The sequence below is a fragment of the Nitrosomonas sp. PY1 genome, assembly GCF_022836435.1.
Lineage (GTDB): Bacteria > Pseudomonadota > Gammaproteobacteria > Burkholderiales > Nitrosomonadaceae > Nitrosomonas.
This window is the reverse complement of sequence record NZ_BQXC01000001.1, coordinates 2,477,672-2,499,927: the sequence shown is the minus strand read 5'-3', so window position 1 is coordinate 2,499,927 and position 22,256 is coordinate 2,477,672. Positions and strand designations below refer to the sequence as shown.

Below are 22,256 nucleotides of genomic sequence, written 5' to 3'. Positions count from 1 at the left end.
TTTTGCGATGGTTGAATGATGACGGTTTCATTACTTCAATTTTCTGATTTACGTGTGGCGGTTCAATCGGAATCTCTTGGTTTCTCGGATACCGCCGAGTTGTTACAACAACCAGCAGGTTGGATCGGTCAGGAGCGTGCCGAAACGGCTGCGCGATATGGTTTGCTTATGAAGCAACCGGGCTATCATTTGTTTGTGCTGGGTGAGCCTGGTTCGGGGCGGCGCTCTTTGTTGCAGCAATTACTGACTGAAGTGGCTAACAATCAACCAGTACCGCCTGATTTATGCGTATTGCATAGCGGGTGTGCTGAGAATAAATCAATAGTCTTATATCTGCCAGCGGGACAAGGACGTATGCTCCAGAGTGCATTTTGGCGCATGACAAGATCCTTACCATCGAACATTCTTGCGCACTTTAGCGATGCTGCTTCAGCCGCTCAGTTTGATGCAATCAAAATATTGATGGATGAAGCTTTTTCGGAAATTCAATCGGAGCTACAGTTAGCGCAAAACGAGCAGCTCCGGCTGAGTACATTTTTTGAGCAAATGCAAGCTGAGGTTGTGGCGTGTTTGACTACTCTTCAACACAAACAGAGTCAACAGAGCGATTGGTGGACAACATTGAGTAGCATATTGTCTGCTCATCGAATCAATTTGATCGTGGATAATGCCGAACTCTCCGGTGCTCCGGTAATCATCGAACAAAATTCGACTGTTGCGTCGCTATTGGGGCATGTAGATTGTTCATTCGCGGAGGGAAAGCCGCAGTTTAGTTTTCCGCACGTTACCGCGGGTAGTTTGCTGAAAGCCAATGGTGGGTTCATCATGCTGCATGCCAGTGACTTACTTGAGAATGATGCATTGTGGATTAAGCTGCGGTATTTTTTACGCAGTCAAAAAATATCCTTGGAAGAATATGCCTCGCGGTCTTTTCAATATGCACCAGTATTTCCGGAATCGCAATTATTCGAAGCGGACGTTAAGATCGTTTTGATTGGGTCACGGGATGAGTATTACGGATTGCAAGCAGATGAAGCAGAATTCATGCAGCATTTTCGCGTGAAAGTGGACTTCCAAAAAAGCTTTCCAGCAACTCAATCCACTTATCAGGCGGTGTCGGTTCTGGTAGCCAAGATATGTCATGAAGCTCAACTGCCACATTTTTCTGCCACTGCCGTAGCACGTCTGTTGGAAGAATCCCATCGCACAGTGGAACATCAAAAATATTTGAGTGCTGTTTTTGCGGATACCAAAGCATTGATAATAGAAAGTGCAGGACAATGCAGTGAACGTTATGGGTCTTTGGTTGAAGCATCCGATATAGATGCGGCATTGCACATGCGGAATTTGCGCCATAACGGTCCAGAATTGCAGATACAGCAATCGATTTTAGATGGCGAGATTTTGATTGCCTTATCGGGTGCACAAGTCGGTCGACTGAATGCGTTAACGCAAATCGAATGGGGCGAGTGTCGGTTTGGTACCACGGCCTGCATTACTGCGCGTACTTTTCCTGGCGAAGATGGCTTGTTAAATATTGTGCGTGAAGTCGATATGTCGGGTCCTATTCATGACAAAGGGGTTCTAATCCTGCAAAGTTATTTGTCTGCGTTGTTTGCCCATATTGCACCGCTGGCACTCAGCGCATCGGTCGTTTTTGAGCAGGAGTATGCTGGTATCGAAGGAGATTCGGCCACTTGTGCGGAGTTTTATGCGTTGCTTTCTTCGTTGGCGAATACACCGTTGAAGCAAGGTATTGCGGTAACGGGTGCAATGAATCAATATGGTGAAGTACTGCCAATCGGTGCAATCAATGACAAAATCGAAGGATATTTTCGATTGTGCGTAAAAACTGGTTTGACCGGTGAGCAGGGTGTGTTGATTCCACAGGCTAATCGCCAGCATTTGGTTTTGCATCCTGATGTGGTGGCCGCAGTAAAAGCCGGTGCTTTTAGGATTTATACGATGGAACATGTGATGCAGGGATTGGAGTTGCTTTCCGAATTGCCTTCAGGTATGAGTGAGTCAGGCTGTGTTACTGGATATTCATTGAATACCATGCTCGGGCATGTGCAAAGATCGCTGATTTCCTTCCGTCGTGCGTGCCAGATGACACAACATGGTCATAAAGTTGAGCACCGGCGTTTTCCGTCGCGTACCGAAAAATGAATATGCTGCAACAGCGCTATCGAGAAATCCGGAGAGTAACATTAATCGGATCGGCATTGGATTTCTCATTGGGGACAGCCAAAATCGTGATCGGGTGGATAGCTAATTCACAGGCTTTAGTGGCTGATGGCGTGCATTCGTTGTCTGATTTATTAACGGATTTTATGGTGTTGTATGCAGCCAAGCATTCGCATAAAGAAGCGGATAGCGAGCATCCGTATGGCCATGGCCGCATAGAAACGCTTGCCACGGCTAGCCTTGGCTTGGTGCTCGTGGTTGTTGCATTTGGCATTGGCTATCACTCGATACAAAGATTAAATGATAATGAAACCGTAGTGGAATTTAGTGTGCTGGCGCTGTCGATTGCGTTGATATCGGTGCTGACTAAAGAATGGATTTATCGTTACACCGTATCGGCGGCGCGGCGCTTGCGTTCGGATATGTTGATGGCTAATGCCTGGCATAGTCGTTCAGATGCTTTTTCATCAATGGTGGTATTAGTCGGCATCATAGGGGTAGCGCTTGGGCATGCTTATCTCGACGCAATTGCAGCGGTGATTGTGGCTGCCATGATTGCTAAAATTGGCATTGATTTGTTGCGCTCGAGCATCCAGGAGTTAATCGATTCCGCCTTGGAGCCAGAAAAAGTTGCGCTGCTTCGGCAACAAATTGTTGCCGTGGATGGTGTGCGATCGGTTCATATGTTACGAACCCGGAAAAGTGCAGGCAATATTTTGGTCGATGTGCATATTCAAGTCGATCCACGCCTAAGTGTTTCGGAGGGACACCGGATTGGTGATGTGGTGCGGCAGAGCTTGTTGAGCCAAGCAGATGGCATTACGGATGTTACCATCCACATTGACCCGGAAAATGATGAAATAATGGATTATTGCGGCCAATTGCCTTTACGGGAGCACGTTATCCAGGCGCTTAAGCAACAATGGACTGATCTTCCATCCACGGCAATCGAGAACGTAACATTGCATTATCTTTCCGGTGGGATCGATGTGGAATTGGATTTACCGATCGAAATTTTGCCGAGTATCTTGGATGCGAAAAAACAGGCGGATACATTAAAGCAGGCTGCTGAAACCTTGACTTATATTCGTGAAATACAAGTTCGCTTTAAACCGTAAGGCTGATATGTGGCAATCATCTTCAAGCTTTTTTAGATTTGAATAACCTGCTTCTTTATGAAATACTTTTGGCGCGTTCTATGAATTCACGGAGTGATGACTGTAATGAAGCAAAATTCTTTTAACCGATTTAAAACGGTTACATTAATTCTATCGATTGGATTGATTGGTTTGTTGCTCCCATCAATCAGCTTTGGTGAAAAGCTAAAAATCAAACCGCACGAGGCGCCAGATCCATGTAGCGCGAATTCGCCTCAGATTCGGGTCACGGTCAACGGAGTAGGCTCTGGTGGGATTCTAAATGTTGGTTTATATGATGATCCAGATAATTTTTTAGAAAAAAAAGGCCGTAAGCGTACTGTGCGTATTCCGGCCACTGAGGAACAACATAAGATCTGTATGAATCTTGATCAACCAGGGACTTATGCGGTGGCGGTTTATCATGATAAGGATGCTAATCGGAAGCTAAAGCTACGTTGGAATATGCTGCCAGATGAACCGTTTGGTTTATCGAATAATCCAGAAAAGCCTATCGGTTTTCCAAAATTCAGTGATTCGGCGTTTGTCACAGGGAAGCTGGGCGCAGATATCGTGGTTAATCTGAAGCAACCTTGATGGTTATTGGATATTGTTTTCGATAAAAACTGCATTTATCAGTATCCCAAGGCAATACGATGCCGTCAATCTTTTTGAGCTACTCGCGTGAAGATCTTTCTCTTATTCAAGAGCTGACCGCACAGCTCAACATCCATACTGAAATTTCTATCTGGCGCGATCAAGAGAAAATCTATGGTGGGCAGAAATGGCCTAAAATTTTAGGCGAAGCAATAGCCGATCAGGATGTTTTTCTCCTGGCGTGGTCTAAAAATGCCGCCATTTCGCATTTTGTCGAATTCGAGTGGACGACAGCGCTGGCACTCAAAAAAGTTATCGTGCCGTGCTTGCTCGATAATACGCCACTTCCATCTTCGCTTGCTGCATTACACGCCATCGATTCAGACGAGATCGCAAATATTGTGACTGCGGTTAATGGTGTCAAGCTTAATGAAAATGCAACTCGTAAAGCCGAGGTTGTCAGCAAACTGGAGCAAATTCAGGCTACCAATTCAGAAACCGTATTGCAGCATGTTAAAGCTCTCTTCGATCAACCTAACTGGGCCGTACATGGAAATGTCATTCAAGGAGAGAATGTGACGATCCACATCGGAGAGCGGGCCATCCAGCCAACCCAGGGCTTGCTGGAAAAATGGCAGATCTGGGTGGGAATCATGGTTGGCGTTCTCACCATTTTGAGTTTGATTACTGAGCTGCCGGGGAAAATTATGTCTACAATCAAACCTCAGGTAGAAGTATCCACGCTTCAATCTTTGGCTGGCGCAATTCGTAACGAAGCCAACGATCCACTTCCCGGCGTGCAAGTATCGCTCCCGCAATTTAACCTTACGAACACCACCGATCGATATGGCCAGTTTCGATTTGATGTAAAGGCTTCGAAGCAGGATAGCGTTGCGCTTCTTGCGCAAAAGCCTGGGTATCAGAATTATGAAGCGGATGTAACTCTGGGCAATACATCACTCGGATTTACCATGCGGATAAAGAAACCATGAAAAAACAATTGTTGCTTCTAACTGCGCTGATTTGTCTAATCCTTCCTACGCTATCTTTAGCGAAAGACCGTTTTCTCCAAGGACGCGTTCTTTTGATCGGGGAACAAGATGAGCGCAATCCAGCAGTTGGTCAGGATGTGACACTGGTCGAATCCGGCGATACGGCGCGTACCAAGGAAGGGGGACGATACCGTCTTTTTCTTAAAGACATCTTCAAACCGGGTTCCAGAATTACGTTGGCTTTGAATATGGAGGAATGGCGCATTCAATACCCATTGGATGGGGAAGTCAGAGTGCCCGATGATCTGGACAAGAATCTTGTTGACATACACTTGCTTCCGATTGGCTCCAAGAAATTCTGGTCAGCAGATCGTATTGAAAAATTCATTCGCGATACTGCGGAGAAATCCAAGGAACAAACCCGCCCAGACGGAAAACCGGAGGATATCGATTTCAGCCGTTATATCAAGGATTGGGCGGCTAAATACGGGTTTAGCGCGCATCAAGCCAAGGCGGAAATCGATAAATGGATCGGTGAGGTAGAGCAACAGAACGATCCTTATTTACTAGGACTGGCCGCCTATGCGAAGAAGAATTTTAGTGAAGCCAGCCGTCTATTTCTTAAATCTGCCGAGCATAAAGTTCAAGCGATGAAGGAAATAAAACAACAAGCGAAACAATTGCAGGAAGAAGCCATTAGGGATTTTCGCTTGGCCGCAGATGCTCAATACAACAACTATGAATTTTTGCAAGCGCTCAAAAATTATCAAAAAGCGTTGCAACTCGTCTCGAAGCCGGAAAAACCCCGCCTATGGGCCGATATCCATGTCGAAATTGGAGTATCCAGTGATGAAATTGGCATCAGAACTCACGGCAAAGCGATTCATCAGTATTTAGGCGATGCCATCTCCGCTTATCGGGAAGCCTTGACCGTTTACACCCAGGAAAACTTCCCGCAAGACTGGGCTATGACTCAGAACAATCTTGGTAGTGTGTTGAAGGGCCAAGGTACTCGTATGCCTGGAGATAAAGGGATAGTCTTATTGGCTGATGCTGTTAAAGCGTATCGGGAAGCCTTGACCGTTTATACCCAGGAAGATCTCCCACAACACTGGGCCGCGACTCAGAACAATCTGGGTAATGTGTTGTGGGATCAAGGTACTCGTACCACTGGAGAAAAAGGGATAGTCTTATTGGCTGAAGCTGTTAAAGCGTATCGGGAAGCCTTGACCATACGTACCAAGGAAAATCTCCCGCAAGACTGGGCCATGACTCAGAACAATCTGGGTGTGGTGTTGCAGGAACAAGGCATTCGTACTGCTGGAGAAAAAGGGATAGGTTTATTGGCTGACGCTGTTAAAGCGTATCGGGAAGCCTTGACCGTTTATACCCAGGAAGATCTCCCACAACACTGGGCCATGACTCAGAACAATCTTGGTTTGGTGTTGCAGGAACAAGGCATTCGTACCGCAGGAGAAAAAGGGATAGTCTTATTGGCTGACGCTGTTAAAGCGTATCGGCAAGCCTTGACCATACGTACCAAGGAAGATCTCCCGCAACAATGGGCCACGACTCAGAATAATCTGGGTTTGGTGTTGCAGGAACAAGGCATTCGTACCACTGGAGAAAAAGGGATAGTCTTATTGGCTGACGCTGCTCAAGCGTATCGGGAAGCCTTGACCATACTTACCCAGGAAGATCTCCCGCAAGACTGGGCCGCGACTCAGAACAATCTGGGTAATGTGTTGTGGAACCAAGGTACTCGTACCACTGGAGAAAAAGGGATAGTCTTATTGGCTGACGCTGTTAAAGCGTATCGGGAAGCCTTGACCGTTTATACCCAAGAAAATCTCCCGCAAGACTGGGCCATGACTCAAAATAATTTGGGTAATGTGTTGCAGGAACAAGGCATTCGTACCGCTGGAGAAAAAGGGATAGTCTTATTGGCTGACGCTGTTAAAGCGTATCGGGAAGCCTTGGCCGTTTATACCCAGGAAGATCTCCCGCAACACTGGGCCACGACTCAGAACAATCTGGGTGCGGTGTTGCAGGAACAAGGCATTCGTACTGCTGGAGAAAAAAGGATAGTCTTATTGGCTGAAGCTGTTCAAGCGTATCGGGAAGCCTTGACCATACGTACCAAGGAAGATCTCCCGCAAGACTGGGCCCAGACTCAAAATAATTTAGCGCAAGCTTTGCTTTACCTTAAAGATTGGCAAGGCGCTGCTGAAGCCTATCGCAATGTTTTGATATTCTATCCCGATGATGATGCAGCATATTCCACAGCATTAACAATATATCAAGAGAAACTGTTTTTATTTCCGGAAGCCTTTATGTTGAGTCAACAGTGGCTTGAAAAGCATCCGGATAATTTATCTGTCCAAGCTAATTTTGCTGAAAACCATTTTACGACCAGCCGGTTCGTCGAAGCAGAAACCCGTATTTCGGCATTGATCGAGAATCACAAGCTGGAGCCTGGCACTGAGCTTGCTATGAGAACCTTACACATTGCTACGCTCCTGGCATTGAACAAATCAGCAAACGTTTCCGCCGTGCTCGCTGCATTGCTTGAGTTTGCAAGAAACTTAGCGGGCGACCAAGAAGCTAGCTGGAGCTTCGAAGGAATCAAGCATTATATTCACTATGAACCGAAGCTCGCTCAAGTACGCCCCTGGCTTCTTGAACTCATTGCGGCTGTTGAGGAAGCAAATCCGCAGCAGAGAATCGCTGCTTTAGAAAAAGTTCGGGATGCCTTTAACAGCAGAGCAAAATGAGGCGACCAAGATTACCAAAACCGAATGACTATCCCTCAGGTATATCTACCCCTTAGTTGACCAGGTCACCTTTTCTATGACAAAAGCATGCAGCATCCTTACAATACCCCACTAACCCATCACCCACCCATAATCATTCACACTGGAAGAAAAAAATGATGAAAAAATCTTGCCTTTTCTTAATGCTCATAATGCTGTTTTTATCTGAAACCGCCATCGCTGCAAAGAAAAAACCGCCCTATGATTATTTTCGAATAGGAAATGCAGTAGATGCCTCTAATATTCAAACCACTCGCGGAACGGTGATGATGGGCGGCGGTACTGACGTTGACGAAGCTTTCAAATGGATGTGCGCTTTGAGTGGGAATGGCGATTTTCTGGTCATCCGTGCAACAGGGACCGATGCCTATAACGCTTATATTCAGCAACTATGCCCCAATGGCAATTCGGTTGCTACATTGATCATTCCATCGATCAACGCTGCAAACGATGAATTCGTAATCGGGGCGATCAACGCGGCGGAGGCCATCTGGATTGCCGGCGGCGACCAATCGAACTATATCAATTTCTGGATCAACACGCTGCTGCACAGCGCGCTCAAAGATCGCATCGCAGAGGGTATTCCGATTGGCGGCACCAGCGCAGGCCTCGATGTATTAACGCAATTTATCTATTCTGCCCTGCTCAACAAGTCGATAACTTCTACTCAAGCACTGGAAAATCCGTTCAACAAATACATCACGCTGGATAATCAGTTCGATCTCAAAATACCCTTTTTGGAAGGTATCATCGGCGATGCGCATCTCATAACCCGAGATCGAATGGGACGTGATCTGGCGTTTCTATGCCGTATTTATGATTTTGGATGGCTATCCTTACCGCGAAGTATCACGATCGATGAACAAACAGCCTTGCTCATCGATGCCGAAGGTCAAGCCACTGTTGCGGGAGTCAGTAATGTCTATTTTCTGGCAACCACCGAGATACCCGAAACCTGCCAAGAGAATACGCCGCTCACCTATAGAAATATCAATGTCTATCGCCTCAATGCCCAAGGTACTTTCGATCTGGCAAACTGGGTGGGGCAAAACGGTACCGCATACACCCTCTCTGCAGAAAATGGGGTGTTGATTTCGACGCAACCCAATCAATCGCCCTATTGATCGCTGAAGGTGAGGCCTTTGCAAAAGCCCTTTGATACATTTTCAGATTGCTGTTTTTATTGGTATTTTTCAGCCAATTCACTCCACGTGAACCAGGAATAATCAGTCAAAGCTGAGTATTTCCGGTTTGAAGGAATTATTCTTGGCTTATTTGCGGAAAAATGCTGTGTGGTGAATTATTCAGTGATTAATATTGTATATATACTTTATCGGAATGTGAAAAAGAGATGCTTGCTTTTGTCATCAGCTTTAGCCATCTGTGACATTTCAGTATCAAAAACCAAGCCGTTTTTTGTTATAACCTCTACTGCAATGTGACGCAAACGCAGTTCGATCGGTAGACGATCCGGTGAGTCGGGTAATTTAGACTCAATCGTGGCCACATTTTCAGGGGAAAAACTATTAGGGCTTCGTATCACGGCACGAATAACGGTCTTTCCATTTTCCACGGCAATTCTCGTTTCACTTACGTATGCACCAGGATAAGAACTCATTTCTCTTGCTAGCACATTGCGAACCTTTGTTTCAAAGCTAACTTTGTCAACCAGTAGCTTAGTGTTCGTGCCGAGTGTTACAAACAATAGAGCCAACAGTATAATCGTAATGCCATTCAACCAAATGACTTTGTGGTTGCTATAGAAGCGATCAACGACTTTGTGAAAACCACACAACCATAGCACTATCGATGAGGCGAATTGAATGGCGATAATGTTCGTACCTGTTAGCAGGTAGGCCCCAAATACATGTTCCCAATCACCGCGGGCGATGAAAATCGTTCCGGTGCATAGTGGCGGAACCAAAGCGGTTGCAATTGCAACACCAACAATTGCGTTTGGAATGCGTGGAGAAACTACCGCATATGCTCCGACTGCACCGCCAGCGAGTGCGATCATTAAGTCTAAATAATTAGGATTAGTTCGTGCCAGCATTTCACCGCTTATGGGCATGTCGTAATGTATTAGACCAATGATCAAAGAACATAATGCAACAATGCCCACACCACCAGCCAACGATAACGAAGACTTCTTAAACAATGCATAATCCCCATCGACCAATGATAAAGATAGGCCGGCGATGGGACCTAGCAGCATAGCAACTAACATGGCGCCAATTACACCGGATACGCTGCCTGCCAGTAGTGCATAGCTGGCAATAATTCCTGCCAGGGCATTCATGATGACATAAGGTTGATCAAACTGTGCATCGAGCACGATATCTTTGCGTATATCTAAAGTTGCATTTGCTGCGTTTTCATTCGCAACAGCCGAGTCGTTTATTGGCATGGTTGAACCTTGTAGAACTATAGGGTTTATAATATAAATCAATATATACAATAACTAAAGATTTCTTATTACGGAGTGACTTTGTTTTGTAGCATTTTTAAATCATTTTTTACCTCGCCTGCATTATGCGCTGCGTTTACAGAGTGATAAATTCGCGCGATCTTGCCCTGCGGGTCAATGAGAAAGGTATTACGGCGGGCAAATTTTATGATTCCCAAATGAATCAGCGAATGATAAGTCCTGGCGACTTCGCCAGTTGCATCGACCAAGAGTGGAAATTGCAATTGGAATTTCTCGGCGAAGTGTGCGTGACTATCCGAACTGTCAACGCTGATACCGACTACTTGTGCGCCCAAATCGACTAATTCTTGCAGTTCGTCACGAAAACCGCATGCTTGTTTAGTGCATCCCGGTGTATCGTCTTTGGGATAAAAATACAAGGCTAACCATTTACCTCGGAAATCTTCAAGTGTGCGTGTTTTCCCAGCTTGATCAGCTAGGCTGAAATCCGGCGCTGCCTGATGCAAAGACAATGATTTTTGTTGCCGGTAAAAAAACCAGAACCCTAAAGCGGCTGAAATGAATAATAAGACGATTAGCCATTGCATTGAGATTTTCCTTTTAGAACGAACGACGAGTTTGCCGCGTGAATGTTAAGCGTTTGTAGCATTTTTGTCAGAGCGGCCCATTCAAGAGATGCCTTGCTTTTTTAAAGTGAATTGATATCTTATTCTACGTTTCTTGATGTGAAGTACTGGTAGTGCTTCGCAGAATGTCTTCGGCAGCCAATCGTCCAATGTGGGCGACTTCACCTTTGCCAGTTACCATGGCGGTTACGATAGTACCGTCAATCAAAAGACTCAATTTTTCTGTTACTAATTCGGGATCCTTCGCGCCGCTTTCCATGACCATTGCTTCCAGCTTAGCGTTAATTTTTTCCCTATGTTGATTGGCAATTTCTTGTATCCAGCTATTGCCTTTGTCATGCTCGGCAACCGCATTAATGAATACGCAGCCATAAAAATCCTTGCTGGAAAACCAGTTTTGCATCAAATCGAATAAAGCCAGAATACGTTCGATGGGGGAACATTGCATGGCAGGAAGATCTCGGTCAAACCAACAAAACCAGATGTTTGCTTCAGCCTCGAAGACGGCTTTGAGCAGATTTTCCTTTGAGCCGAAGTGCAGATAAAGGGTGCGACGGGCCACTCCTGACTCTTCAATAATTCTGGCGATTCCGGTGGCATGGATTCCTTCTTTGCAAAACAATCGACAAGCAGTGTTCAGTAATTTTCTTTTACTGACCTCTTTTCGTGAATTATTTTTCAAGTGCTGCTGCATTCCAGGATATAACATGACTAAGCTCGAGTGCGTTTCTCTTTCTCAGGGTGGTAGAAGAATATGATAGAAAAGTTTCATTATCGTCTTTCTTTTAGTTGTTGCTGAATTTTTTTTGCGATTCTCTCGGCTTCAAGGCGTATCTCCCGCAGCAGGCCGCTTAATGGATTGATTTGTCCGATAAAATAAAGACGAGGTGCATCTTTATATTCTTGGTCGCCCGAGATAAGCGATCGATCTTTCTCGTCAGCGATACCGGGAATTTGAACCAATTTAGAAATACCGGTGCGAAATCCTGTTCCTGCGATGATGACATCAGGTTCCAGTGTAGTCAGTGTTTGTTCGCCATTCGGAGAAGCTGTCATAGTGCTTAGAACATGCACAGCTTGTCCGGTAATTTCCTGGATCGGTCCCACTATTTTGATTCGGCCTGCACGAACATCGTCAACAAAAGGACGGTAAAGAATCGGTACGACATTGTTGATATCGAATTGCTGGGAGAGCGGCATGTTTGGATAAGGAAGGCCGTATGCACTCAAATCTCCAACCATCGTTCGTTGTAGAAAATTCAATATGCGATCTACCGCAGCAGCGGGCCAATGCCTTGTCCACACGCCAATTGCGATTAGCGGGATTCCGAAAATACTTTTAGGCAGAATATGGGGTGGCGTTCTACCTGATACGATGACTGAACTAGCGTACTTAGTTAACCTACTGGCAATTTCGGCAGCGGAGTTTCCAGTGCCTACTACCAATACATGCTTGCCGGTAAAGTCTTTGGCACTCTTAAATTTTGAGGAGTGAATAATCTCGCCCGTAAAAGATTCCAGGCCATCCCATTTAGGAATTATTGGAATGCGGCAACTGCCCACTGCCATAACAACACAGCGCGATTCAAAATGTTTACCGTCGCTACTGGTAACAATCCAGAGATTTCGCTCACGATCATAATTGACTTGCGCAATATCAATGCTGGTCTGAACCGTAAATCCTCCACGCGAGGGAAATGTCTCCAAAAGTCGTACTACCTCTTCACGCGAAGGCCAAGAACCAGCGGATAGAGGAAACTTGCTACCCGATAATGCGGAAAAATAACGACCAGAATTCAAACATACGCCATCATAATGATTACGCCAAACATCTCCGACTGCTGGTGTGCGCTCCAGTACCAGTGGATTTAGACCAATTCTGGTTAGTTCATATGCAGCCGACAATCCAGCCGGACCAGCACCGACCACTATCACATCATGTATGTCGTTATGTTTCATAGTCAATTATTGTTTGTTTATGTAAAAGATGACGCACAAAAATGTGAATCGCATGAATATATAATTCGTGCTACGAACGTCTTTCATTAAGTCTGATATCTGAATGATGCATTCAAGATGAATGTACTTACTCTTTCTCAGAATGATGAACGATATCAACATTGATCGGCACTGGCCGCATAATCGTGTCAGGAATAGGTGCTGCTGGAAACGCTTTTTCCATGAGCTCAGTCACTTTCTTTGTTGGGGCGTCGGTTTGTATATCGACTGCGATCTTGATTGCTTCGTAGCCTGGTGCGCCAGCTTCTAAACCAAAAGCAGTCCGAAAATTGACACGACCTGAAACATTTATTCGCAGGAATTCCACATTGATATGGGCAGCCGATAATGCAGCAATGTAAGTATTGACTAAGCAGGAACCGATGGCAGCCAACAGTAAATCTTCCGGCGTAACACCGACTTCTTCGCCGCCATACCGCTTGGGCTCATCGGAAATGACTGATTGACCATCGGTGACACGTGCCGTGCTGTGATAACCGCTATCCCATGCTACTGTTGTTTGGAATCTCGGATTAGCGATGTCACCTTGACTATCCGCTTTGATTGAATCAAGAACAGCTCGCATCCGGTTCGAGTCGAGTCCGTTCACAACAATATTGGTAGCTAAATTAATCATAGCTGGAGATCTCCATAATAAGCACGGATGGCGGTAATCAACCTTTCATCCGTTTGTAAGAATATGCGATTGGTTGTTCGTCATTCTAGCGTATTTATTAGAAAAAGTATACCGATCGGTCTATCCATATGGTTAACATTAGTAATCATATAATTGTATTAAAAATGATATACTTATTGATGCTGCTGATTCAACAATCTCAACCGTTATATTAAAATAAGAAAATTTCTGCTACCCATAGAGCGGAGTATTTTATTGATCGATCTGCTGTAGTTTGATAACACTCGTGAAAAAAATTTTTCCAAAATTGCCTTTTTTAAAAATTGGCCAGGGCCTGTTGCCAATCAAGATTCCTCAAATTCCAACGGAAGTTATTGCCGGACTCACACTTGCTGCTTTAGCGATACCAGTAAATATAGGGTATTCAAAGATCGCCGGTACTCCGGTCATTACCGGCCTCTACACGATGCTTCTACCGGTGCTATTATTTGCGTTAGTAGGGGGATCTCGTCTCTTGGTGGTTGGTGCTGACTCGGCAACGGCAGCTATTCTTGCTGCTGGTCTTATTGGCATTGCAAGCATCGGAACCGATGAATACCTGGCGCTGGCTGGAATTCTTGCGCTTATGGCAGCGGCCCTTCTTATCTTGGCGCGAATTATCGGTCTGGCTTTTTTGGCCGACTTTTTGTCACGCTCGGTACTTATTGGTTTTCTAACTGGCGTAGGCATACAAGTAGCATTAGGGCAGATCTCAAGTATGCTGGGTCTCAAGGGTGGAGGCCATGGAACGCTGCAACAAATCTGGATTGATGTACAACAAATTAGTCAGATTAATTACAGTGCGCTGAGCGTTGCGCTTGTGGTACTCTTATTTATTCTGGTCACAAAAAGAATCTCGGAACATATTCCCGGCGCCTTGATTGCCGTCATAGGCGCGATAGCTGCGAGCTGGGTTTTCGATTTTGGCGCTTCCATGCATCTTGTCGGTTCTATTCCAAGCGGCTTGCCTCATTTCTCGTTGCCGCAAGTTAATTGGGATTGGAGTCTTGTTCATAAGCTCTTACCCATCGCTTTCTCTATGTTTCTCGTTATTCTTGCTCAAAGCGCCGCGACTTCGCGGGTTTATGCTGCACGCCATAATCAACCGCTTGATCAGAACGCCGATCTGAATGGCTTGGCGCTGGCAAACATTGGTGCAGGTCTATCCGGGACATTTGTCGTGGCCGGTAGCCCCACGAAAACTCAGATCGTGGATAGCGCAGGGGGGCGCACTCAGCTAACACACCTAGTGGCGGCGGGTGTCGTTATTCTGGTTTTGCTTTTTCTAACTGAGCCATTGGCTTATATGCCTGAATGTGTCTTGGCAGTGATTGTTTTCTTGACCGGTATGGATTTGATCAAATTCCGTAAAATGCTGGATATCCTTGAAGAAGAGCCATCAGAATTCTGGATAGCACTCATTACGACGCTAATGGTTATATTTGTCGGAATCGAACAAGGCGTCATGCTGGCAATGGTACTTTCGCTCATTGAGCATACCAGGCATGGCTACCGGCCCAAAAATATAGTATTGGAGTATACTGAAGACAGCCGTTGGATAGCTCACCCGGTGGCCAGTAAAATGCAAGCTGTTCCAGGATTAATGATTTACCGTTTCACGCACAATATTTATTACGCTAACGCATCGCAGCTATCCAGAGAAATAGAAGCGCTCATACAGGACCAGAATCCACCGTTACGCTGGTTTTGTATCGATGCTTCCGCAATTTCTGATGTGGATTATACTGCGACAGAAACTTTGAGGTCGCTTGCTAGCTTGCTGAAGAAGAAAGAAATTCATTTGGTCGTTTCTCAAATGAGAAACGATTTTAATGAAGATAAGCAACACAAGATACTAGAATTATTTGGAAAGAATGCTTTCTTTAATTCATTAGATGATGTGGTCGCTGCATACACACTAACCAGCATGAGGGATCGATATAGCCAGCTAATTCCGGCTGATGCACCCTTAACTACGAAACCAGAATGAAGTCGATGAGAGAGATTACGCTATGCGGTTTTCTTACGGATGGCGGGAATCGAACCTTGGCCTCTTTCAAAGATATCAATCATTTGTCATTTTCCTGTGACGTTGTTGTGTCATTTTTGTGTATTTCAATCAAATTCTTAAAAACCAATAAATCATTTTAAACTCATTTAGTTAAGGCGGCAAGAAGAGTTCGAGAACTGGTTTGTGTCGCAAGCTACTGCGACACATTGCTACGTCAAATGCTTTCTCGTTAAAACCAAGCTCTGCATTCACCAGAGGACAGTCATTTGAGGCTATCCTCCAAATCCATGCGCCGCTCATCTTGCGGTGAGAGCGACGCATGGCTCCGGAGGACAGCCCGATATATTCTTTGAGAAGGACGAATTGAGCTTAATTACTGGTGTGATTTTTCTTACAGAAAAATTCTTTAAAAACTGCTATCTTATGATGCAAGGAAGCCAAAAAGAAAAATTACTATGGATCTCAAAAGACTATTAAACACACCCATCGAATGTGCTTTTTCTACAGAAGAAAAGTTGAGCGCGGAAGACCTCATAAAAGGGCTTCTCGACTTTGGTCTATTTTCCGAAAAAGTTCCACCTTGTTTCACCTCCGTTGGCCTCGCCGCGGCGGCAAAAGAATTGCTGGCCGATGACATCAATGACAAAAATGAAAAAAAGCTTAAAGAAACGATAGAAAAATATTCCAGCGATTACATTAGATACGAGGCATTGCGAGATATAAATGTGCCAAGGCATTTGGGTATTCCTCATCCTGCTGCATACGCAATCCAGGTTTTAGGCATTTCGCAACACTGGGGTGAGATATTTGAACACTGTAATAAACCACAACCTCAATTTACCCGGATATATGTACGCCACATTGGAAATGAGCGTGTATTCGAAATGAATTACAAAGGCTGTGAAAAATTCGAAATAGAGGAGAAAGAGTTAGAGTGGATGGCAAGTGCAAAATATTTAGTCAAAGCCGACATAGCTAGTTGCTTCCCAAGCATATACACTCACTCCATTCCTTGGGCTTTACATGGGAAAGAAGAAGCAAAAAAGAAAAGTAAAATAACAGCCCTATCAGGCAATTTCCTCGATAAGGTAACTCAGAGCATCCGAGATAGACAGACAAATGGTCTCCTGATCGGACCGCATTCATCAAATGTTATCTCGGAAATTGTGCTTACAAAAATTGATTGCAATCTTCAAAGTAAGGGTTATAGCGAGGTGTCAAGGCACATTGACGATTACACCTATTATGCCAAAAGCCACAAAGAGGCCGAGCGTTTTCTCAAAGACCTTGGTATGTCTCTACGCGAATTTGAAATGTCAATAAATGACAAGAAGACACAGATCCTAGAACTGCCCCGAGCAAGCACTGAGAACTGGATTCATCGATTAAACACCTTTACATTTCCAAATTCAGGAGAAATAAAGTTTTCGACGATAGGCTCATATCTTGATCTTGCTTTAGATTGCGCACATACGCTAGGAAAATCGACGCCATTAAACTACGCAATTAAAACTCTGTCAGGTAAAAATGATGGAAACAAATTGAACGAAAGGGCAAAGCGTATGTACACACAAGCGGCAGTCAATCTCGCTCTCGCATATCCGTACTTGGCGCCACTGCTTGATAAATTTGTTTTCGAAAAGTATCCATGTCGTAATCAACTTGAAGTGATTGCCAAATTTAGTTCATCGTTAATAAAGCTAGGGCTTCAAAAGCTGTACCCAGACGCTATCGCTCATGCCATTTATTACGCACTAAGATATAAAATAACGCTCGACATTACAGAAGAAAAGCTATCTGAAATAATTTCGCTGGATGATTGCTTAACAAATGTTGTTCTATTGGAATATGCTAATATCAACAATTTAGAGGAAGTTAAAAGTGCTCTCAAAGATCGATCCGAAAAATTAAAGAATAGTAAAAGCAAGAGGGAAATAGCAAAGAACTGGTTACTTGCCTACCAACAGTGGACTGAGAAAGACCTGGAAGGCAATGACCAGCAGTTTCTAGCAAAACTGAAAGAAATGGGCATAAAGTTCTTGGTAATTCCCTAAAATCAGCATTGGCACCTGCCACCACATTCTAGTGTTGTGGATGCATAAGAATCAAACCAAAACTGTATTAAGCTAGTTACTCGATTTACCTGGGCTGGTGAGGCATGAAGGTCAAAAATCGGGATTGCGTAGAAGTTGCAGTAGAAAATTTGGATGGATTTTTTATTACTGACTCCGCAGCGATATCAAGTTTATAACGTAACTTCTGAATTGTTCAGGGCATTGATGCTCGTTTGTGATTTAAGATTTCATGGGCGTGATTGCTTTTTCAGTGCATTAGTTCAAGATTTTTGATCGCCAAATCTTTTCTCCACTTTAGATTTAATGGCTTAGGTAGGATTGGATAGATCGAGTAGAAAATGTTTGTGCTCATAGGTTTCTATCAGTGTAACCAGGATATCCAGTTTTTTACCTTCCGGTGTGTTGGGTTCGGCCATCATGAGTTCTTCCACTTCTTTTAGTGCAGCGTGGTAATCAACATCGGTTTTTATAGGATTGATATCCATTTTTGGTAATTATTTCGATTGTGGAATCCACCGCCCATAAACCTTAATAATCATGCTCCAATCTTTGTGTCCCATTTGTTGGGCTACCCAGAGAGGTTTTTCACCTCTTGAAAGTAATGTCGAGGCGAAAGTGTGGCGGGTCTGGTAGGGATTGCGGTATTTGATGTTTGCTTGCTTCAGTGCTGGAATCCAGATTCTTTTGCGAATAGGTTGATCGTTTCTCCATGGTTGATTGGTGTGTGGATCGTGAAAAACGGTTTCATTTTGTTGTTTAGTGAAAGTTTTTTGATTGAACAACGCTTCTTTGGCTTGTGGTTGCAGGGTGACTTCTCGTTTTCCGGATTTGGTTTTGGTGCTTTTCAGTTGCCCTCTGACATAAGCCTGTCTTACAAATACCCGATTGTTATCAAAGTCGACATCTTGCCAACGTAGAGCAATTAATTCTGAAGTTCTGAGACCTGAATAAAATGCGAACTGAATCAGGTTCTTTGCCTGACCAGTGAGTTCGTTGAGAATTCTTGTTATTTCTTCTTGCGTGAACGGTTCAGGCTCGCGGGCTTTGTTGGGCAAGTTTTTGACCCGGGTGAGCGGGTTTTTGTCGATGATTTCATCGTGATACAGTTCTTCAAAGGTCTGGCGTAGCGGCGTTAAGATATTGCCTTTACGTTTGTTTGAGCAGGGAAGTTCAGAAAGCCATTCTTTGACTTTGCTAGCCGTTAATTCAGCAATGGCGAGATCGCCAAATATCGGGATCAGATGATGATAGATGGCGCTGTTATAGTCTTGGAGTGTGCTTTTTTGCAGGTTGGCTTGATTGTGGCGCAACCAGTTAATAAGAGCTTCCTTGATCGTGTAACGATCAGGGCGCTTTTTGAGGAATTCCTTGGCTTTCTTGCTGTACGGAAAATGCCGGTTGTAATCGAAAGTACCGGTCTTGATTTCGTACTTGATAGATTGCAGTTTAAGCGCCAGTTCCTTTTGTGCGGTTTTTGTTGGTGGTATGGGTATTAACTCGCGGCAGCGCACGCCCTGGTAAGTGAAGGCGATCTGGGCGCTATTGCCGCGAATCGTTATGCCTCTGTGCCTTGTATCCACGCGTAAGCTGCCTTTATGATGATGAAGATTCGACCGTTTGGCGCTTTGTCCCAGTGAATTTTCTTTCTCCATTGTCCTTTCTTCATATATTGCCGGATGGCTTCTTCAGATAGTCCCGTGAGTTCGGCAAATTTCTTGACAGTTACCAGCATGTGTTCGGAGTGAGTCATTTTTTCTCTCCCTTATCGATACTGGCAACATGTTCAGCAACGTGACGTTTTACTTCTTCGTGATCGCCAATTTTTCCTTTATCTGCTACTTTGCGTTTGCCCATGACGACTGCCCAGAAACTGCCGAGCTTTTCAGTGATGGCATAGCCAACGCTCTTTTTCTTGCCGAACTCAGTAATTTCCGGACAAATGTCTTTGAATTCCACGCCCAGCACTTTTTCATATTTGCGGTAAGTGGCTGGGTTGTGGAGTATCTTTAAAACACGCCAGCCAAAAAACTGGCCAAGTATTAGCGCACCTAGCGCACTTTCAAGTGTATTGCCTACACCACGAAATTCCTGCATATGCTGCAAAATCTTTTGTTCAGTTGCTTCATTCAGAACAAGGATTCTTTTGATATCGTCTGTCATAATAAATAGTAACTTCCATAGTTAATAGTGATGCTGATAATACACTATGGTTTATGACAGTCAATATGTCATTTGTCCTGGTTATCCAGAAGCGTTACCTGCGAATAAAACTCCTCTTTGGTAAATTGCCGCATCCCATCGTGAAACTTAATGGCAATCTCAATCTGGTCGTTGAGCGTTAGAACGCCACAGATATGACCGATTTGCGTGATGCTGTATTTCTGGCCAGGCTGAAGTACATGTTTTTTTAAAACAGCAAGGTGGTAAATCAAGGAAACGGCTTCATCTAATGTAAATGGATTCATGATGTCTTTTATCGAATGATTTTTAGTGTTGCGTTGGTTTCTCATGGATGATTTTCTGATCATAAAAAGGGGGCGGTACAGTTATTGATACAAGTCCAAGGGAAACAGCTGCGTCGTGACATGACGTGCGCTCGGCTTGCGCCTCGCTCCGTAATGTCACGTCCTCGCTATCGACTTTCAAGAGCATCCAAACATGCTTACGAGTGCTATAGTTTTTGCCTTTCCAGACAATACCCGTCGCCCGAAGTGGGACGGCATCGCCATAGCGACTAGTTGCAGGAGAATAAATCTCTCCGGTGAGAGGATTGAGTCGTTTGGATTCGTCATAAAATGGCCGGATACAATGCGAACGATGTGAAGTCTCAGGATCGCCCATCGCCAACATAAAGGCCGCCCAGTCACTGGCGGTTGCTGATTTCCGGATAGTTTCTAATTCGGGGTCTTCGGTTTTGTCCAGTTTTCTCAGCTGACGCCAAACCGTGACACTCGGACCACCAATTTGCTGAAACTGACGAATACCCCAGGTATTGGCCCATGCTGTAATGCGTTCGGCGGCACTGGCGGCAGGGTTGCCATATAAATCTTGTTCCAGTTTATAACCATCGATATTTTTGGAAATATACTTGGCTATATAGCCAGTAGCAGAGCCTTTCGCTGGATCGATGGGTACAGCTTCGAAGCGACGTTTCAGTGCGCCCGGTTCATTACCGCTATCCATCAGTGCATAATGACGCATGATTGCGCGCGTGGCTTCACGGTGCATTTCTGGTATGAACAGCAACAGGTGCCAATGCGGTGTGCCGTCATGATGCGGTTCGACTACACGGAAACCATAAGGGTGAATATTTTGCCTATCGAGTTCGGCGCGGATCAATGCCCAAAGGTGGACTAAGTATTCATGCGCTTGCAATACAGTGGTGCCGTCATGGTTTGGATTCGCCCTGCCGGTATGCAAACAGGCGTGCATGCGGGAAGGTGTGGTGAGCGTATAGAATTCTCCGACGTGTCCCAGGTGTTCCGCGACCATTTCAAAACCACGGATGCGTGTCATTAATTCGGTGCGACGAACGACTGGATTGGATACCGAACGGTCGGCTAGGTTTTGCAGGGAAAAAATCTCGCCGTTCTGGTTGCTTACGAAGTTTGTGGCTAGATACTCACGGTTTCGTTCCTTTTGTTTGCGCTTAACATGCACGGTATAGTCGCTGGCATAGGTGCCACGCAAGCGGTTGACTAGTTCGATATTGCGGGCGATAGTCTCGATTTTGCGCAGTCGCAATATGTGGATGCGACGGTTCCACCAGCCTGGACTGCACATTCTATTCAAAGCCGGTTCCGGATTATCGTCTTTGATGCAGGGCGCTTTGATTTGGTAAAAACCAACTATGCGGCTACATGTTTCATAGGCATTGATAGGGGATAGTGTACGCTGTCTTGCTGTGTCGCATTTGTTGGCGAGCCGTATGGCCATTTTGAATAATTCTTCACTGTCAGCGCATAGGTTTAAATCCGCAATGCGTAGCTGATGGTAAATATCTTGCAATTCAAAGTTGGCTTGTTCGAAACTTTCACGTTCAGCAGTTTTTACATAGCGAACCGCTAAATCCCCGGTAATCGGATAAAGTTCAGTGAAAATGTGCCGCCGCATGCGATGACAATCTTCTGTGCCGTAAGCGACAGTGCGCTCATCGGAAAAAACGACTTGTGGCAATTTTGTGTCATTTTTGTGCCACAACTGAGGCCAATGCAGACCTACCGAGACTGATGGTGCGTTTGATGGATTTGAACTAAGACCTTGTTTTATCTTGGTCTTAGTCGATCCTGAGTGGTCTGGGTTAGACCGGTGTTTGGTGGAGACGGCGGGAATCGAACCCGCGTCCGCAAGCCCTCTACAGACAGTTCTACATACTTAGCCATATTATTTGTTTTAACCTGGCAACCGCCAATTGGCAAGCTGATGACAGGCGAGTCACCTATTGTTTAACGTTCTGTAAAGTGACCCTACGGAACGCGATCCTCGTTAGTGACTCTGCTGTCTGTTGCCAGACCCGGCGTTGAGGCCCATCGGTGCAGAGGCTAGCCGAATTAAGCGGCTAAAGCGTAGTTTTCGTCGTTTGCGACTATTGTTTTCAGATGGATTTACGAGGTAATCTGATCCTCGGTATGCCCTGCGCTGCTTTGCAACCCACGTCGAAACCAGATCGTCCCCGGCGTTTGTTTTGATAATGATGAGATTGAAAGGTTCAAATCTT

Annotated in this window: 19 protein-coding genes and 1 other RNA gene; 8 read left to right on the top strand and 12 right to left on the bottom strand. The window is 45.0% G+C overall.

Annotated elements, in window-relative coordinates; all coding sequences use genetic code 11:
- Positions 1-15 precede the first annotated feature (15 nt).
- The 6 genes from W03_RS11630 to W03_RS11605 all read left to right on the top strand — a co-directional run bounded on the left by W03_RS11630 (position 16) and on the right by W03_RS11605 (position 8,849).
- On the top strand, positions 16-2,169 hold the full coding sequence (locus tag W03_RS11630) for a Lon protease family protein (RefSeq protein WP_244073497.1): 2,154 nt from the start codon (positions 16-18) through the stop codon (positions 2,167-2,169).
- The gene (locus tag W03_RS11625; RefSeq protein WP_244073496.1) at positions 2,166-3,305 is read left to right on the top strand and encodes a cation diffusion facilitator family transporter; all 1,140 of its coding nucleotides are present in this window, start codon (positions 2,166-2,168) and stop codon (positions 3,303-3,305) included. Before W03_RS11630 ends, W03_RS11625 begins: the two co-directional genes overlap by 4 nt.
- A 105-nt stretch (positions 3,306-3,410) precedes the next feature.
- Positions 3,411-3,920 (top strand): DUF2141 domain-containing protein, encoded by a 510-nt coding sequence (locus W03_RS11620; protein ID WP_244073495.1) that lies wholly within the window; start codon positions 3,411-3,413, stop codon positions 3,918-3,920.
- Positions 3,921-3,979: 59 nt separating this feature from the next.
- Positions 3,980-4,912, top strand: coding sequence for a toll/interleukin-1 receptor domain-containing protein (locus W03_RS11615; protein ID WP_244073494.1), 933 nt, complete (start codon positions 3,980-3,982; stop codon positions 4,910-4,912).
- Positions 4,909-7,686, top strand: coding sequence for a tetratricopeptide repeat protein (locus W03_RS11610; RefSeq protein WP_244073493.1), 2,778 nt, complete (start codon positions 4,909-4,911; stop codon positions 7,684-7,686). The genes W03_RS11615 and W03_RS11610 overlap by 4 nt, the downstream gene beginning before the upstream one ends.
- A 155-nt stretch (positions 7,687-7,841) precedes the next feature.
- The gene (locus tag W03_RS11605) at positions 7,842-8,849 is read left to right on the top strand and encodes a cyanophycinase (RefSeq protein WP_244073492.1); all 1,008 of its coding nucleotides are present in this window, start codon (positions 7,842-7,844) and stop codon (positions 8,847-8,849) included.
- Between the two features lie 206 nt (positions 8,850-9,055).
- On the opposite strand, the gene W03_RS11600 is transcribed toward W03_RS11605, so the two are convergent.
- From W03_RS11600 to W03_RS11580, 5 genes are all read right to left on the bottom strand, one after another.
- Entirely contained in the window at positions 9,056-10,132 is a 1,077-nt protein-coding gene (locus W03_RS11600) for a DUF389 domain-containing protein (protein WP_244073491.1), read from the bottom strand.
- A 68-nt stretch (positions 10,133-10,200) separates the two neighbouring features.
- Complete coding sequence (locus W03_RS11595) at positions 10,201-10,740, bottom strand: peroxiredoxin (protein WP_244073490.1); 540 nt, start codon at positions 10,738-10,740, stop codon at positions 10,201-10,203.
- 124 nt (positions 10,741-10,864) lie between these two features.
- Positions 10,865-11,461, bottom strand: a complete 597-nt coding sequence (locus tag W03_RS11590; RefSeq protein ID WP_244073489.1) for a TetR/AcrR family transcriptional regulator — start codon at positions 11,459-11,461, stop codon at positions 10,865-10,867.
- Between the two features lie 89 nt (positions 11,462-11,550).
- Entirely contained in the window at positions 11,551-12,738 is a 1,188-nt protein-coding gene (locus W03_RS11585) for an NAD(P)/FAD-dependent oxidoreductase (protein WP_244073488.1), read from the bottom strand.
- Positions 12,739-12,865: 127 nt separating this feature from the next.
- Complete coding sequence (locus W03_RS11580) at positions 12,866-13,414, bottom strand: OsmC family protein (protein WP_244073487.1); 549 nt, start codon at positions 13,412-13,414, stop codon at positions 12,866-12,868.
- Between the two features lie 286 nt (positions 13,415-13,700).
- Here W03_RS11580 and W03_RS11575 point away from each other — a divergent pair, with 286 nt between their 5' ends.
- Both W03_RS11575 and W03_RS11570 read left to right on the top strand, forming a co-directional pair.
- Entirely contained in the window at positions 13,701-15,443 is a 1,743-nt protein-coding gene (locus W03_RS11575) for a SulP family inorganic anion transporter (RefSeq protein WP_244073486.1), read from the top strand.
- Positions 15,444-15,919: 476 nt separating this feature from the next.
- Complete coding sequence (locus tag W03_RS11570) at positions 15,920-17,518, top strand: RNA-directed DNA polymerase (RefSeq protein WP_244073485.1); 1,599 nt, start codon at positions 15,920-15,922, stop codon at positions 17,516-17,518.
- Positions 17,519-17,847: 329 nt separating this feature from the next.
- Here W03_RS11570 and W03_RS11565 read toward each other — a convergent pair whose 3' ends face one another.
- From W03_RS11565 to ssrA, 7 genes are all read right to left on the bottom strand, one after another.
- A complete protein-coding gene (locus tag W03_RS11565; protein WP_244073484.1) occupies positions 17,848-18,024 on the bottom strand; it encodes a hypothetical protein in 177 nt (58 codons plus the stop codon).
- A gap of 9 nt (positions 18,025-18,033) precedes the next feature.
- Positions 18,034-19,119: a tyrosine-type recombinase/integrase gene (locus tag W03_RS11560; protein ID WP_244073483.1), complete on the bottom strand. Its 1,086-nt coding sequence runs from the start codon at positions 19,117-19,119 to the stop codon at positions 18,034-18,036.
- Positions 19,095-19,289, bottom strand: a complete 195-nt coding sequence (locus W03_RS11555; RefSeq protein ID WP_244073482.1) for a MerR family transcriptional regulator — start codon at positions 19,287-19,289, stop codon at positions 19,095-19,097. Before W03_RS11555 ends, W03_RS11560 begins: the two co-directional genes overlap by 25 nt.
- Positions 19,286-19,699, bottom strand: coding sequence for a hypothetical protein (locus W03_RS11550; RefSeq protein ID WP_244073481.1), 414 nt, complete (start codon positions 19,697-19,699; stop codon positions 19,286-19,288). Before W03_RS11550 ends, W03_RS11555 begins: the two co-directional genes overlap by 4 nt.
- 68 nt (positions 19,700-19,767) lie before the next feature.
- Positions 19,768-20,004, bottom strand: a complete 237-nt coding sequence (locus tag W03_RS11545; protein ID WP_244073480.1) for a hypothetical protein — start codon at positions 20,002-20,004, stop codon at positions 19,768-19,770.
- Between the two features lie 22 nt (positions 20,005-20,026).
- The gene (locus tag W03_RS11540; protein WP_244073479.1) at positions 20,027-21,715 is read right to left on the bottom strand and encodes a replication endonuclease; all 1,689 of its coding nucleotides are present in this window, start codon (positions 21,713-21,715) and stop codon (positions 20,027-20,029) included.
- 137 nt (positions 21,716-21,852) lie between these two features.
- Positions 21,853-22,213, bottom strand: a transfer-messenger RNA (tmRNA) gene (ssrA, locus tag W03_RS11535).
- Positions 22,214-22,256: the final 43 nt, after the last annotated feature.

Bases quoted from the DNA above. Each gene is read 5' to 3' on its own strand.
- W03_RS11570 (WP_244073485.1), top strand. From the start codon at position 15,920: ATGGATCTCAAAAGACTATTAAACACACCCATCGAATGTGCTTTTTCT.
- W03_RS11610 (WP_244073493.1), top strand. From the start codon at position 4,909: ATGAAAAAACAATTGTTGCTTCTAACTGCGCTGATTTGTCTAATCCTT.
- W03_RS11565 (WP_244073484.1), bottom strand. From the start codon at position 18,024: ATGGATATCAATCCTATAAAAACCGATGTTGATTACCACGCTGCACTA.
- W03_RS11550 (WP_244073481.1), bottom strand. From the start codon at position 19,699: ATGACAGACGATATCAAAAGAATCCTTGTTCTGAATGAAGCAACTGAA.
- W03_RS11625 (WP_244073496.1), top strand. From the start codon at position 2,166: ATGAATATGCTGCAACAGCGCTATCGAGAAATCCGGAGAGTAACATTA.
- W03_RS11630 (WP_244073497.1), top strand. From the start codon at position 16: ATGATGACGGTTTCATTACTTCAATTTTCTGATTTACGTGTGGCGGTT.
- W03_RS11545 (WP_244073480.1), bottom strand. From the start codon at position 20,004: ATGAATCCATTTACATTAGATGAAGCCGTTTCCTTGATTTACCACCTT.
- W03_RS11600 (WP_244073491.1), bottom strand. From the start codon at position 10,132: ATGCCAATAAACGACTCGGCTGTTGCGAATGAAAACGCAGCAAATGCA.
- W03_RS11585 (WP_244073488.1), bottom strand. From the start codon at position 12,738: ATGAAACATAACGACATACATGATGTGATAGTGGTCGGTGCTGGTCCG.
- W03_RS11615 (WP_244073494.1), top strand. From the start codon at position 3,980: ATGCCGTCAATCTTTTTGAGCTACTCGCGTGAAGATCTTTCTCTTATT.
- W03_RS11595 (WP_244073490.1), bottom strand. From the start codon at position 10,740: ATGCAATGGCTAATCGTCTTATTATTCATTTCAGCCGCTTTAGGGTTC.
- W03_RS11580 (WP_244073487.1), bottom strand. From the start codon at position 13,414: ATGATTAATTTAGCTACCAATATTGTTGTGAACGGACTCGACTCGAAC.
- W03_RS11555 (WP_244073482.1), bottom strand. From the start codon at position 19,289: ATGACTCACTCCGAACACATGCTGGTAACTGTCAAGAAATTTGCCGAA.
- W03_RS11620 (WP_244073495.1), top strand. From the start codon at position 3,411: ATGAAGCAAAATTCTTTTAACCGATTTAAAACGGTTACATTAATTCTA.
- W03_RS11605 (WP_244073492.1), top strand. From the start codon at position 7,842: ATGATGAAAAAATCTTGCCTTTTCTTAATGCTCATAATGCTGTTTTTA.